The following is a 12,695-nucleotide window of genomic DNA, read 5'->3' as shown; positions in this document are numbered from 1 at the left end:
AAAATCATGCTTAATCAAAAAAATATTCCCTCGCCAGAACTTGACGCACCCTCCGTGCCAAGCGCACTTGATAATGGAATCATCCCTATCGAGTATTTAAATAAACCGCTAATGGTAGAGTTAGATGTGTGGAGCGCGGCGCGCCCTCAATTTACTTATCAACTTCTGTTTGATGACATGCTCATAGGCCCGGAAAAAACAATCGATGATGAGCAGCCAGGAGAGCGCGTGACGCTTGAAATCCCTATTGCACTCATGAATGAAGGCCTGCATTACGTCGGCTATAGAACCAAAAATCCGTTTAGCGAACTCACTGACGATTCATTCACCACTCGAATCGAAATCGACCGCACCGCCCCCGGCAATCCCCTGCTCGCCCCCATCATCTTCCCGGTCGCCATCCAGAACGGCCTGACTTCAGCGGAGCTGGAGGCCTTGGGGAACAAATTGCCTGGCAAGATCGCAGGTTATAGCGATATGAAAGAAGGCGATGTGATCCGCACTTACTGGGGCTCTGTCGAAGGGCCTGTGGCAATCGTCGGCCGGGATGACATGGGCCTGCAGCGAGTCATGGTGGATTTCTCCCGGGAATTTCTGGAGAACATTGGTGATATCGAAGCACCGGTCTTCTACACCGTTACCGATCTGGCGGGCAATCTTTCGGTGAATGCTCAGGCGGTACAGATCAATCTACAACTTCGGGTATTGCCTGAACTGCCGTTGCCGGTGGTCAAGGAAGCCAATGGCGATACGCTTGACCCGGTGAACGCAACGCTGGGCGCTACAGTGGTCGTAGGTGCCTTGGGGCAACTTGCGCGTGGTGATCGTGTAGAGGTGCAGTGGCGCGGAGCTAACGCAAGCGACACCAAGGAAAAGACGATTACCGATGCCGACGCGGGCAAGGACCTGGAGATGCTGTTCTCGGCGACCCTGGTAGAGGCGAACAAGGGCCAGACGGTGTCGATCACTTATGACGTCCTTCGCGCCAATGGCAGCGCGCAGGCTTCCGGAACGTTGCAGCTGAAAATTCAGGCAGGGGTTACCCGCCTCCCCGCCCCAACCATGGACACCGTCGGCCCCGACGGCCTGCTGACCCCTTCAAAAATCCCCGAATCCGGTGCCACGGTGCGGGTGGGTTATGCGGACATGAGCAGTGGCGACAGTGTGGTCGCGACCTGGGAAGGCACAGCCCGTTACGACACGCCTGCGCAGGTGATCGGCGGCGATGCCCAGTTGCTGTTCAATATCCCGAAAGCCTTCATTAGCCAGAACATCGGCAGCTCTGCGAGTGTGACGTATACCGTGACGCGGGCGGGTACGGCGGTGGTGTCTGCGCCGCGGTGGTTGCGGGTTCAGCAGGGTATGAACTTCGACACGTCGCCTGTGAGCCTGGGCGGCAAGGTTTACCTGATTCCCGGCAGGCCGGATATCCTCCCGTCCTTTCCAGAAGGTACGACGGTGCGGCGCATTGCCAGTGGCGGGCAAGCGCCTTATGCCTATGTGTCCAGCGACACCCGTATTGCTCATGTGGATGAGCATGGCCTGACCTCGGTTCGGGGCAACGGTACAGCAAGGATTTCGGTGACGGATGCACTGGGTGAAACCAAGAGCTATACGGTCACGGTCACTGGCGTTATTCACTGCTTAGGACTGGGCTCTGGCAAGTATGCGCAGATGACTGCCGCCGCCGCAGGTCAAGGCGCGCGTATCCCGGCGATTGATGAACTGAATCAGATCTTCAATGCTTACGGCAATCGCTGGCCAATGGGTAACGGGCTGTACTGGTCGTCCACGGTAGCAGCGCAGAACCTGGTGGGCATGAAGTGGTACCTCATCAAAAATCTGGTAACCGGCGCTAACTTCAAGGTGCTGGAGCACAGCATCAGCCTTGGCGTAGGTATTCGCTGACGGTTGATGCAGCGGGCTCAGACCGAAAACCGGACTTCCGGGCGTCGCACTACCTGTCAAGTGCGACGCCCTTCTCTGCATCCCCCAAATCACACACTGCTCAGCAAGGAGCACGTACATGAGCGCGTCCGCAATGCCTCGTAAATCGCGGGTCAGCCCGCCGACCTGCCAAGGCAGTTTTCAGGCGGTGGTCAATCAATCCCCTTTGGTAGTGTCGTTGCTGTCGGCGAGTCTGACCCTACGACCGGAGTTGTCACCAACGCCTCGGCAGTGGATCTGGAAGGTTATCGCTCAAGGCAAGGTCGGCCGTAAACGCGCCAGTATCGGCCTGTTCTTCGATCGGGATTTACCTTTGGGCACTCACGACCTGGTGGCCAGTGAGTACATCAAAGTCGTCTATCACCAGACGCCGAACAGCCAGAACATCATCTATCACTCAGGGCATATTCAGGCCGGGCAACTGACGCTGTTTGAGGCCGACCTGTCCGCGCAGCGTCTGAGGGGTGAGTTCGGCTTCAGTATTTCCGCCCTGGACTTCGCAGTGACCGAAGGTGAGTTCGATCTGCACTGCCTGCCGACTTAACCCAGCATGTCCGCGATACGCTTCGCGGTGTTCGCCAGGCAGTCTTCATAGCTGATGCCTGCCGACTTCAAGGGCTTGAGGTCGTGATTGGCGGCGGGAATCCACAGCACCTCAATCGCAGGGGACAGCGTGTAGGCTTCGACGCTTTCCTTGTTGCCCAAGGCATCCCGCTCACCCTGCACGATCAACGTCCGCGCTTGCAGATCTGCGAGGTGCGCGACCCGAGGTTTTTCCGGTTTGCCTGCCGCATAGAAAGGATAACCCAGACACACCAACGCATCCACGTGCAGTTCATCTGCGATCAGGCTGGCCATACGCCCGCCCATGGACTTGCCGCCAATGGCCAGACTCCCAGTGACATGGGGTCGCACACTGGCATACACCTCACGCCAGCAGTCGAGTAATTGTGCTTGCGGATTCGGCGGCCGACGGCGTCCATCGACCCGGCGCTGCGCCATGTAGGGAAATTCGAAACGCAACACGTTGACGCCTTGTCCGGCAAGGCGCGCAGCCATGTCGTTCATGAAGTCGCTGTCCATCGGCGCACCCGCGCCGTGAGCCAGAACAAGCGTCGCCAAGGGCTTGCTTCGTGGGTCTGTGACCGCCTGATTCCATAACCAGCCGTGGTCTTTTGCCAGTTGTGCACATTGATCTTCGTCAATACCGGCACTTTGCCCAATGCTCATGCTTGCCTCGCTTTTGATGAGTCTGCCAATAACCCGGAGCTAAACCTGTGCGTAGCGCACCCGACCTGGCCTCGATGGGAAATATAAATAAATGAACACCACTAACAGTACCGCCTACAACTATCAGGTGGTCCGCCAGTTCGTCATTATGACGGTGATCTGGGGGATTGTCGGGATGGGACTTGGGGTCTTTCTCGCCGCCCAACTGGTCTGGCCTGAACTCAACTTCGATCTTCCCTGGACAAGCTTTGGTCGCTTGCGCCCGCTGCACACCAATGCGGTGATTTTTGCGTTCGGCGGCTGCGCCCTGTTTGCCAGCTCTTATTACTCGGTGCAGCGCACCTGCCAGACAACATTGTTCCTGCCGAAACTGGCGGCGTTCACGTTCTGGGGCTGGCAATTGGTGATCCTGCTAGCGGCCATCAGCCTGCCGCTGGGTTACACCAGTTCCAAGGAATACGCAGAGCTGGAATGGCCTATCGACATTCTTATTACGATTGTCTGGGTGGCTTACGCCATCGTGTTCTTCGGCACCCTGGCCACGCGCACAACCAAACATATTTATGTCGGCAACTGGTTCTTCGGCGCGTTCATCCTCACGGTTGCTGTGTTGCACATCGTCAATAATCTGGAACTGCCGGTCAGCCTGACCAAGTCCTACTCGCTGTACTCCGGCGCCACCGATGCCATGGTGCAATGGTGGTACGGGCACAACGCGGTGGGCTTTTTCCTGACCGCGGGCTTCCTGGGGATGATGTACTACTTCGTGCCAAAACAGGCCGAACGTCCGGTGTACTCCTATCGCCTGTCCATCGTGCATTTCTGGGCGCTGATCACACTGTACATCTGGGCCGGTCCGCACCATTTGCACTACACCGCCCTGCCCGACTGGGCGCAGTCGCTGGGTATGGTGATGTCGCTGATTCTGTTGGCCCCGAGCTGGGGCGGAATGATCAACGGCATGATGACCCTTTCGGGTGCCTGGCATAAATTGCGCAGCGACCCGATTCTGCGCTTTCTGGTGGTTTCCCTGGCGTTCTACGGTATGTCGACCTTCGAGGGTCCGATGATGGCGATCAAGACCGTCAACGCCCTCTCCCATTACACCGACTGGACCATCGGCCACGTTCACGCCGGAGCCCTGGGCTGGGTCGCCATGATCTCCATCGGCGCGCTGTACCACATGATCCCGAAAGTCTTCGGCCGCCCGCAGATGCACAGCTTTGGCCTGATCAACGCGCACTTCTGGCTGGCCACTATTGGCACCGTGCTCTACATCGCATCGATGTGGGTCAACGGCATCACTCAAGGCCTGATGTGGCGCGCGGTCAACGAAGACGGCACTTTGACCTACTCCTTCGTCGAAACACTGGTGGCCAGCCATCCCGGATTCATCGTGCGCCTGGCAGGCGGCGCGATCTTCCTGCTGGGTATGTTGCTGATGGCCTACAACACCTGGCGCACCGTAAGGGCCTCCAACCCTGTCGAAGCTGCCGCTGCTGCGCAGATGGCCTGAGGAGATCGCCATGAGACATGAAACGATCGAGAAAAACGTCGGCCTGCTGATGATTCTGATGGTGCTGGCCGTCAGCATCGGCGGCCTGACGCAAATCGTCCCGCTGTTCTTTCAGGACGTGACCAACAAGCCGGTTGAGGGCATGAAGCCTTACACCGCGCTGCAACTGGAAGGCCGCGATATCTATATTCGCGAAGGTTGTGTGGGCTGCCACTCGCAGATGATCCGGCCGTTCCGCGCCGAGACCGAACGCTATGGGCACTATTCGGTAGCCGGTGAAAGTGTCTGGGATCACCCGTTCCTGTGGGGTTCCAAGCGCACCGGACCAGACCTCGCTCGCGTCGGCGCACGCTATTCGGACGACTGGCACCGCGCGCATTTGTACAACCCGCGCAACGTCGTGCCTGAGTCGAAAATGCCTGCGTATCCCTGGCTGGTGACTCAGCAGGTAGAAAGCCGCTACACCGAAGCCAAGATCAAGGCGATGCGCACCCTGGGCGTGCCTTATACCGATGAGGACATCAGTGGCGCCGTTGCCTCCCTCAAAGGCAAGACCGAGATGGACGCGCTGGTTGCCTACCTGCAAGTGCTTGGCACTGCCATCAAGAGCAAGAGGTAAGCCATGGATATTCAGGATCTACGCGGGCTTGGCACGCTGATCGTGGCCATTGCATTCATCGGTATGTCGCTGTGGGTGTTCAGCAGCCGACGCAACGCTGACTTCGCCGAAGCCCGTCTGGCACCGTTTGCGGACGAGCCTTTGCCGCCACCGGTAATCGAGCAACTTTCAAAAGAGCAGCCTGTTGTACGGAGTAACCAGCCATGACCGCGTTCTGGAGCACCTATATCTGCGTGCTGACCATTGGCAGCCTGATCGGCCTGACCTGGTTGTTGATCGGCACCCGCAAGGGCGAAACCAAGGGCAGTACCGATCAGACCATGGGCCACAGCTTCGATGGCATCGAGGAATATGACAATCCGCTGCCCAAGTGGTGGTTCATGTTGTTCGCCGGGACGCTGGTGTTCGCGATCGGTTATCTGATCGTGTATCCGGGGCTGGGCAACTGGAAAGGCATCGCACCCGGCTATGAAGACGGCTGGACCGGCGTCAACGAATGGCAGAAGGAAATGGACAAGGCCGATGCCCGTTTCGGGCCGATCTTCGCCAGATTTGCGGCCATGCCAGTAGAGGAAGTCGCCCAGGATCCTCAAGCGCTGAAAATGGGTGGCCGCCTGTTTGCTTCCAATTGCTCGGTTTGCCATGGCTCTGACGCCAGAGGCGCTTACGGCTTCCCGAACCTGACCGACAACGACTGGCGCTGGGGCGGCTCCGCTGACACGATCAAGACCACCATCATGGCGGGCCGGGTCGCGGCCATGCCGGCCTGGGGCACGATCATCGGCGAAGACGGTGTGAAAAACGTTGCGGCGTATGTGCGCCACTCACTGGCAGGGCTGCCACTGCCCGCTGATGACAAGGCGGATCTGGCCGCCGGACAGCAAGTGTTCAGCTCCACGTGTGTAGCCTGTCATGGCGCAACAGGCAAAGGCACCGAAGTCATGGGCGCCCCAAACCTCACACAGCCGGGCGGTTTCATCTACGGCACCAGCCTGGCGCAGTTGCAGCAGACCATTCGTCTTGGTCGCCAAGGTCATATGCCTGCTCAGGCCGATTTATTGGGCAATGACAAAGTACAGCTGCTGGCCGCTTATGTTTACAGCCTGTCGAAGGGTCCTGATCAACCCGACGACAAAGGTAAAGCGGCGCGGTAGCAAAAAGAGCAACACTGTGGACCCCTTCAACACCGCACCCTGCAACAGGGTGCGGTGGTCCCTTTTATTCGCAGATGTTCTCCCATCAAACAACATGCAAACTACTGGATTGAAATACATTTTCTGTAGGAGCTGCCGAAGGCTGCGATGCATTTCTCCCGATACACCGCGATCGCAGCCTTCGGCAGCTCCTACAGGTCCTATGTTTGTTTGCCGCGAGACAGCGTGGTATCAGGGACACCGGGGCGGCTCTCATCAATCAAAATGCAAACTACTGGATTGAAATGCATTTTCTGTAGGAGTGAGCTTGCTCGCGATTCGATTTCCTGGTCCAGGAATTTATCGACAGAACGGGCGCTGTCGCGAGCAAGCTCACTCCTACAGAACCGGGAGCCGAGCGTTTCGGGACCCAAAGGTCAAGTGAAAGAAACGTGCACGACATTCGTGCCATGCAAACGCTCAACGGCCTGACGAACCAGGGCTGTTCGCTTACTCTTGGCATGCTGCTAATGTCCGTTACTCCCACCCCGGATTTTACCCGTGCTACACCCTCCAGAAAATTTCTGTCCACCGGGACAGGTTTTTCCTTTACGCTCCGCGTCGGAATATGCCTGAAACGGCCGCTGAGCATGCCTGCGCCGGGTTTCATGGGTTAATAACGTTCACACTCTGATAAATAGTCGAACCGTGGAACCTGATAATGAGCACAGCAAACAGTCCGACTGCTTATAACTATAAGGTGGTCCGCCAGTTCGCCGTCATGACGGTGGTCTGGGGCATCCTGGGCATGGGGCTTGGCGTTTTCATCGCCGCACAGCTGGTCTGGCCGGAACTGAACCTGGGGCTGGAGTGGACCAGTTTCGGACGCCTGCGACCTTTGCATACCAATCTGGTGATCTTCGCGTTCGGCGGCTGCGCGCTCTTCGGCACCTCTTATTACGTGGTGCAACGCACGTGTCAGACCCGGTTGATTTCCGATGGCATGGCGGCGTTCTCGTTCTGGGGCTGGCAAGCGGTGATCGTCAGCGCCATCATCACCCTGCCGATGGGCTACACCACCACCAAGGAATACGCTGAACTGGAATGGCCGATAGCGATTCTGCTGACCATTGTCTGGGTGGTGCATGGCGCGGTGTTTTTCGGCACCATCGTCAAGCGCAAGACCCGACACATCTATGTCGCCAACTGGTTCTACGGTGCATTTATTGTTGTCACCGCCATGCTGCACATCGTTAACCACATCTCGTTGCCAGTCAGCCTGTTCAAATCCTACTCAGCCTACGCGGGCGCCACCGACGCGATGATTCAATGGTGGTACGGCCACAACGCAGTGGGTTTCTTCCTGACCACCGGCTTCCTCGGCATGATGTATTACTTCGTGCCCAAGCAGGCTGAGCGGCCAATCTATTCGTATCGCCTGTCCATCGTGCACTTCTGGGCGCTGATCACCCTGTACATCTGGGCCGGTCCGCACCACCTGCATTACACAGCCCTGCCCGACTGGGCGCAGTCGTTGGGCATGGTGATGTCGATCATTCTCCTCGCGCCAAGCTGGGGCGGGATGATCAACGGCATGATGACCCTCTCGGGCGCGTGGCATAAATTGCGCACGGACCCGATCCTGCGGTTTCTGGTGGTGTCCCTGGCGTTCTACGGCATGTCGACTTTCGAAGGTCCGATGATGGCGATCAAGACGGTCAACGCCCTTTCCCACTACACCGACTGGACCATCGGCCATGTGCATGCAGGCGCATTGGGCTGGGTAGCGATGATCACTATAGGCGCGACGTATCACATGATCCCCAAAGTGTTTGGTCGACCGCAGATGCACAGCATCGGCCTGATCAACGTGCACTTCTGGCTGGCGACCATTGGCACCGTGCTGTACATCGCGTCGATGTGGGTCAACGGCATCACCCAGGGCCTGATGTGGCGAGCGATCAACGACGACGGCACGCTGACTTACTCCTTCGTCGAGGCACTGCAAGCCAGCCACCCGGGTTACATCGTGCGAATGGTTGGCGGCGCAACCTTCGCCAGCGGCATGCTGCTCATGGCTTATAACGTCTGGCGCACCGTGCGTGCTTCCAACCCCGAAGAAGCAGAAGCCGCAGCACAAATCGCCGTGGTGGGGGCTCACCGATGAAGCACGAACTCCTCGAAAAGAACATTGGCCTTCTGGCCCTCTGCATGGTCATCGCCGTCAGCATCGGCGGCCTGACGCAAATCGTCCCGCTGTTTTTTCAGGACGTGACCAACAAGCCGGTGGAAGGCATGAAGCCGCGTACTGCGCTGGAAGTCGAAGGCCGCGACGTGTACATCGCCAACGGCTGTGTCGGTTGTCACTCGCAGATGATTCGCCCGTTCCGCGCCGAAACCGAACGCTATGGTCACTACTCGGTGGCGGGCGAAAGCGTCTGGGATCATCCGTTTCTGTGGGGCTCCAAACGCACCGGGCCGGACCTGGCGCGAGTCGGCGGCCGCTACTCGGACGACTGGCATCGGGCGCATTTGTACAACCCGCGCAACGTGGTCCCGGAATCGAAAATGCCGGCCTATCCGTGGCTGGTCGAGAAGCACCTGGATGGCGAGGACACCGCGAAGAAAATGGAAGTCCTGCGCACGTTGGGTACGCCTTATACCGACGCAGACATCGCTGGAGCTCAGGCCGCAGTGAAAGGCAAAACCGAAATGGATGCACTGGTGGCCTATCTGCAAGGCCTCGGCACCGTCATTAAAAGCAAGCGGTGATCTGGATGGATATCGGGATGATTCGGGGTCTTGGCACCCTGGTGGTGATGGTGGCCTTCATCGGTCTGGCGCTCTGGGTGTTCAGCCCCCGGCGCAAGACAGAGTTTGATGATGCAACCCTGTTGCCCTTCGCGGACGATCCCGAAGCGATCAAAAAGGTCGAGCAGGAAAAAGCATTCAGGAGCAAGCAATGAGCACTTTCTGGAGTCTGTACGTCACCGTTCTGACGTTGGGCACTGTTTTCGCTCTGACGTGGCTACTGCTTTCCACCCGCAAGGGCCAGCGTGATGACACCACCGAAGAAACCGTCGGCCACGCCTTTGACGGCATCGAGGAGTACGACAACCCGCTGCCCAAGTGGTGGTTCATGCTGTTTATCGGCACGATTATTTTTGCGCTGGGCTATCTGGTGCTGTATCCCGGCCTGGGTAACTGGAAAGGCCTCTGGCCGGGCTACGGTTACATGAATACCGACAAGAAAATCGAGTTCTCCGACGGCCAGACCGGCTGGACGGCCGTGCATGAATGGGAAAAGGAAATGGCGCGGGCCGAGGCGCGTTTCGGTCCGATCTACGCTAAATTTGCGTCGATGCCCATCGAGGAAGTTGCCAAGGATCCGCAGGCCCTGAAGATGGGCGGCCGCCTGTTCGCGTCCAACTGCTCGGTGTGTCATGGGTCCGACGCCAAAGGGGCCTATGGCTTTCCGAACCTGACCGATGCCGACTGGCGCTGGGGCGGCGACCCGGAAACCATCAAAGCCACGATCATGGGCGGCCGCCATGCGGTGATGCCCGCATGGGGGGATGCCCTCCAGGAACAAGGCGTGCGCGATGTGTCGGCGTACGTGCTGACCGCGCTCAGCGGCCGCAAACTGCCGGAAGACGCCAAAGCTGATCCGGTGGCCGGGCAGAAGATATTTACCACTACCTGCGTCGCCTGCCACGGTCCGCAAGGCAAAGGCATGCAAGTGCTGGGTGCTCCAGACCTGACCCATCCAGGGTCGTACATCTACGGATCCAGTTACGCGCAGTTGCAACAAACCATCCGCTACGGCCGTCAGGGCCAGATGCCTGCACAGGCAGCGATTCAGGGCAATGACCGGGTGCATATTCTGGCGGCGTATGTGTATAGCTTGTCGCGGGATAAGGCGGCAGATGCTGAGTAAGCTGAAGAAACTCTGATTGTGGGAGCGGTGCTTGCCCGCGATAAGGCTGGACGCGATCTAAAGTGAATCGCGTCCAGCCTTATCGTCGGAATGCCGCCCAGACCAAGCTCGGCTCCCACAGGGAAATCACATACCGCAAAAAAACTGCAAATCAATTGACCCGAATCAGCACGCTCTACACCTGTTTGCACCAGGATTCGCCGCGAGCCACTCACGAACACTGCAGGCGTATCATGGCCTTCATCAAAGCACGCTCCTGACCACAGAGGCATTTTTCCACCGCCGTGGGACACACCGATGAGCAATAACATTCCGGTCGTCAACGTCACGCCACCGCCTGAAAGCGGTAACCAGACGGTCGACCTCTACGCCTCGCGGGAAAAAATCTACACCCGCGCGTTCACCGGCCTGTTCCGTAATCTGCGCATGCTCGGCGGCGCTCTGCTGTTCCTGATTTACTTCGGTACGGTCTGGTTGAACCGGGATGGGCATCAGGCCGTGTGGTGGAACCTGCCGGAGCGCAAGTTCTACATCTTTGGCGCGACTTTCTGGCCACAGGATTTCATCCTGCTCTCCGGCATTCTCATCGTCAGCGCGTTTGGCCTGTTTTTCATCACTGTGTACGCCGGTCGGGTCTGGTGCGGCTACACCTGCCCGCAAAGTGTCTGGACCTGGATTTTCATGTGGTGCGAAAAGGTCACCGAAGGCGACCGCAACCAACGCATCAAGCTCGATAAAGCGCCCATGAGCGCCAACAAGTTCGTGCGTAAATTTGCTAAACACAGCCTCTGGCTGTTGATTGGTTTCCTCACCGGGCTCACCTTTGTCGGCTACTTCTCGCCCATTCGCGACCTGATCACCGAGTTTTTCACCGGTCAGGCGGACAGCTGGGCGTATTTCTGGGTTGGCTTCTTCACCCTCGCGACTTACGGCAATGCGGGCTGGCTGCGTGAGCAAGTGTGTATTTACATGTGCCCCTATGCGCGGTTTCAGAGTGTGATGTTCGACAAGGACACCCTGATCGTGTCCTATGACCCACGCCGTGGCGAGCTACGTGGCCCGCGTAAAAAGGATCAGGACTACAAGACGCAAGGTCTGGGCGACTGCATCGATTGCACAATGTGCGTGCAGGTCTGCCCTACCGGCATCGACATCCGTGACGGCCTGCAAGTGGAGTGCATAGGCTGCGCTGCCTGCATCGATGCCTGCGACAGCATCATGGACAAGATGAACTACCCGCGCGGGCTGATCAGCTACACCACCGAGCATAATCTTTCCGGTCAGGTCACTCACACGCTACGGCCGCGTCTGATCGGCTATGCGGCAGTGTTGCTGTTAATGATCGGCCTGCTGGTCTCGGCGTTCTTGATGCGCTCGCTGGTCGGCTTCGACGTCAGCAAGGACCGCGTGCTGTATCGAGAAAACGCCGAAGGCCGGATCGAGAATGTCTACAGCCTGAAGGTCATGAACAAGGACCAGGTGGATCACACGTATGTGCTTGACGTCACTGGCCTGCCAGACCTGAAATTGCAGGGGCGGCGTGAATTCAAAGTGGTTGCCGGGGATATTTTCAGCATGCCGGTTGAGCTGTCCATCGCGCCCGAAAAACTGCCATCCAGCACCAACGAGGTGATTTTCATCCTCAAGGATGCCGACGGCGATGCTCACGCAGAAACCAGGAGCCGTTTTATCGGCCCGCAAGTTCGTTAAAGAGAGCTGCCCATGTCCGTCGCAACTGCGCAAAGCCCTTGGTACAAGCACATCTGGCCCTGGATCCTGATTAGCATTCTGACCTGCTCGGTGACGCTGTCTCTGACCATGGTGACTATCGCGGTGAATAATCCTGACAATCTGGTCAACGACAATTATTACGAAGCGGGCAAAGGCATCAACCGTTCACTGGACCGCGAACTGCTGGCCCAGACGCTCATGCTGCGTGCCAGTGTTCATCTGGATGAACTGACAGGCGAAGCAGACGTGCGCCTGACAGGCAAAAGCAGGCCGAAGACCCTGGAACTGAACCTGATTTCCCCGACCCAGCCGCAAAAAGACCGGAAAATGGTTTTGATGCAGAGCAGCTCCGAACCTGACCGCTACATCGGGCAATTGACCGATAAAGTCGAGGGCCGTCGGTTTGTCGAATTACTGGGAGTTGAAAACGGTCAGACCTGGCGCCTGTTCGAGGAAGAACAGATCAGCCACGACAAAGACCTTGCACTGGGCGATGAAGCGATTCAGGGTGCGGAAGATTTGAGTAAGTGAGCGCACCGCACAATTGCGGCGGGAACTGCCCCGGCGTCCATGGCACCGCGC

The 12,695-nt window shown here is 58.0% G+C and carries 13 protein-coding genes; 12 read left to right on the top strand and 1 reads right to left on the bottom strand.

Annotated elements, in window-relative coordinates:
* The first annotated feature begins 6 nt into the window (after positions 1-6).
* Positions 7-1,908 (top strand): hypothetical protein, encoded by a 1,902-nt coding sequence (locus K3169_RS10940; RefSeq protein ID WP_263271418.1) that lies wholly within the window; start codon positions 7-9, stop codon positions 1,906-1,908.
* A 118-nt stretch (positions 1,909-2,026) separates the two neighbouring features.
* On the top strand, positions 2,027-2,491 hold the full coding sequence (locus tag K3169_RS10935) for a hypothetical protein (protein WP_027902122.1): 465 nt from the start codon (positions 2,027-2,029) through the stop codon (positions 2,489-2,491).
* Here the strand turns inward: K3169_RS10935 and K3169_RS10930 are convergent.
* Entirely contained in the window at positions 2,488-3,177 is a 690-nt protein-coding gene (locus K3169_RS10930; RefSeq protein ID WP_231677492.1) for an alpha/beta family hydrolase, read from the bottom strand. The two genes, K3169_RS10935 and K3169_RS10930, sit on opposite strands and share 4 nt — an antisense overlap.
* A 91-nt stretch (positions 3,178-3,268) precedes the next feature.
* On the opposite strand from K3169_RS10930, the gene ccoN (K3169_RS10925) reads away from it, so the two are divergent.
* The 10 genes from ccoN (K3169_RS10925) to K3169_RS10880 all read left to right on the top strand — a co-directional run bounded on the left by ccoN (K3169_RS10925) (position 3,269) and on the right by K3169_RS10880 (position 12,644).
* The gene (gene ccoN / locus K3169_RS10925) at positions 3,269-4,693 is read left to right on the top strand and encodes a cytochrome-c oxidase, cbb3-type subunit I (RefSeq protein WP_263271417.1); all 1,425 of its coding nucleotides are present in this window, start codon (positions 3,269-3,271) and stop codon (positions 4,691-4,693) included.
* A 10-nt stretch (positions 4,694-4,703) separates the two neighbouring features.
* The gene (gene ccoO / locus K3169_RS10920; RefSeq protein ID WP_263271416.1) at positions 4,704-5,312 is read left to right on the top strand and encodes a cytochrome-c oxidase, cbb3-type subunit II; all 609 of its coding nucleotides are present in this window, start codon (positions 4,704-4,706) and stop codon (positions 5,310-5,312) included.
* A gap of 3 nt (positions 5,313-5,315) precedes the next feature.
* Complete coding sequence (locus K3169_RS10915) at positions 5,316-5,519, top strand: cbb3-type cytochrome oxidase subunit 3 (RefSeq protein ID WP_122397983.1); 204 nt, start codon at positions 5,316-5,318, stop codon at positions 5,517-5,519.
* Complete coding sequence (gene ccoP, locus K3169_RS10910) at positions 5,516-6,466, top strand: cytochrome-c oxidase, cbb3-type subunit III (protein ID WP_263271414.1); 951 nt, start codon at positions 5,516-5,518, stop codon at positions 6,464-6,466. The genes K3169_RS10915 and ccoP (K3169_RS10910) overlap by 4 nt, the downstream gene beginning before the upstream one ends.
* Before the next feature lie 700 nt (positions 6,467-7,166).
* Positions 7,167-8,612, top strand: a complete 1,446-nt coding sequence (gene ccoN, locus K3169_RS10905) for a cytochrome-c oxidase, cbb3-type subunit I (protein WP_263271412.1) — start codon at positions 7,167-7,169, stop codon at positions 8,610-8,612.
* A complete protein-coding gene (ccoO, locus tag K3169_RS10900; RefSeq protein ID WP_231677497.1) occupies positions 8,609-9,217 on the top strand; it encodes a cytochrome-c oxidase, cbb3-type subunit II in 609 nt (202 codons plus the stop codon). The genes ccoN (K3169_RS10905) and ccoO (K3169_RS10900) overlap by 4 nt, the downstream gene beginning before the upstream one ends.
* A gap of 5 nt (positions 9,218-9,222) precedes the next feature.
* Positions 9,223-9,411 (top strand): cbb3-type cytochrome oxidase subunit 3, encoded by a 189-nt coding sequence (locus K3169_RS10895; protein ID WP_099269804.1) that lies wholly within the window; start codon positions 9,223-9,225, stop codon positions 9,409-9,411.
* Entirely contained in the window at positions 9,408-10,382 is a 975-nt protein-coding gene (ccoP, locus tag K3169_RS10890) for a cytochrome-c oxidase, cbb3-type subunit III (RefSeq protein WP_263271411.1), read from the top strand. The genes K3169_RS10895 and ccoP (K3169_RS10890) overlap by 4 nt, the downstream gene beginning before the upstream one ends.
* A gap of 297 nt (positions 10,383-10,679) precedes the next feature.
* Positions 10,680-12,092 carry a cytochrome c oxidase accessory protein CcoG gene (ccoG, locus tag K3169_RS10885; protein ID WP_231677499.1) on the top strand — a complete coding sequence of 471 codons (1,413 nt, stop codon included), beginning with the start codon at positions 10,680-10,682 and terminating at the stop codon, positions 12,090-12,092.
* 12 nt (positions 12,093-12,104) lie between these two features.
* A complete protein-coding gene (locus K3169_RS10880; protein ID WP_231677500.1) occupies positions 12,105-12,644 on the top strand; it encodes a FixH family protein in 540 nt (179 codons plus the stop codon).
* Positions 12,645-12,695: the final 51 nt, after the last annotated feature.

Source organism: Pseudomonas phytophila (genome assembly GCF_025643095.1).
GTDB classification, from domain to species: Bacteria; Pseudomonadota; Gammaproteobacteria; order Pseudomonadales; family Pseudomonadaceae; genus Aquipseudomonas; species Aquipseudomonas quasicaspiana.
The sequence above is the reverse complement of the archived record's forward strand: the minus strand, read 5'-3'. Positions and strand labels throughout refer to the sequence as shown.

What these genes read in the sequence shown, in the direction of transcription:
- ccoP (WP_263271414.1), top strand. Translation starts at nt 5,516, where the DNA reads ATGACCGCGTTCTGGAGCACCTATATCTGCGTGCTGACCATTGGCAGC.
- K3169_RS10915 (WP_122397983.1), top strand. Translation starts at nt 5,316, where the DNA reads ATGGATATTCAGGATCTACGCGGGCTTGGCACGCTGATCGTGGCCATT.
- ccoP (WP_263271411.1), top strand. Translation starts at nt 9,408, where the DNA reads ATGAGCACTTTCTGGAGTCTGTACGTCACCGTTCTGACGTTGGGCACT.
- K3169_RS10895 (WP_099269804.1), top strand. Translation starts at nt 9,223, where the DNA reads ATGGATATCGGGATGATTCGGGGTCTTGGCACCCTGGTGGTGATGGTG.
- K3169_RS10935 (WP_027902122.1), top strand. Translation starts at nt 2,027, where the DNA reads ATGAGCGCGTCCGCAATGCCTCGTAAATCGCGGGTCAGCCCGCCGACC.
- K3169_RS10940 (WP_263271418.1), top strand. Translation starts at nt 7, where the DNA reads ATGCTTAATCAAAAAAATATTCCCTCGCCAGAACTTGACGCACCCTCC.
- ccoO (WP_263271416.1), top strand. Translation starts at nt 4,704, where the DNA reads ATGAGACATGAAACGATCGAGAAAAACGTCGGCCTGCTGATGATTCTG.
- ccoN (WP_263271412.1), top strand. Translation starts at nt 7,167, where the DNA reads ATGAGCACAGCAAACAGTCCGACTGCTTATAACTATAAGGTGGTCCGC.
- ccoO (WP_231677497.1), top strand. Translation starts at nt 8,609, where the DNA reads ATGAAGCACGAACTCCTCGAAAAGAACATTGGCCTTCTGGCCCTCTGC.
- ccoN (WP_263271417.1), top strand. Translation starts at nt 3,269, where the DNA reads ATGAACACCACTAACAGTACCGCCTACAACTATCAGGTGGTCCGCCAG.
- K3169_RS10930 (WP_231677492.1), bottom strand. Translation starts at nt 3,177, where the DNA reads ATGAGCATTGGGCAAAGTGCCGGTATTGACGAAGATCAATGTGCACAA.
- K3169_RS10880 (WP_231677500.1), top strand. Translation starts at nt 12,105, where the DNA reads ATGTCCGTCGCAACTGCGCAAAGCCCTTGGTACAAGCACATCTGGCCC.
- ccoG (WP_231677499.1), top strand. Translation starts at nt 10,680, where the DNA reads ATGAGCAATAACATTCCGGTCGTCAACGTCACGCCACCGCCTGAAAGC.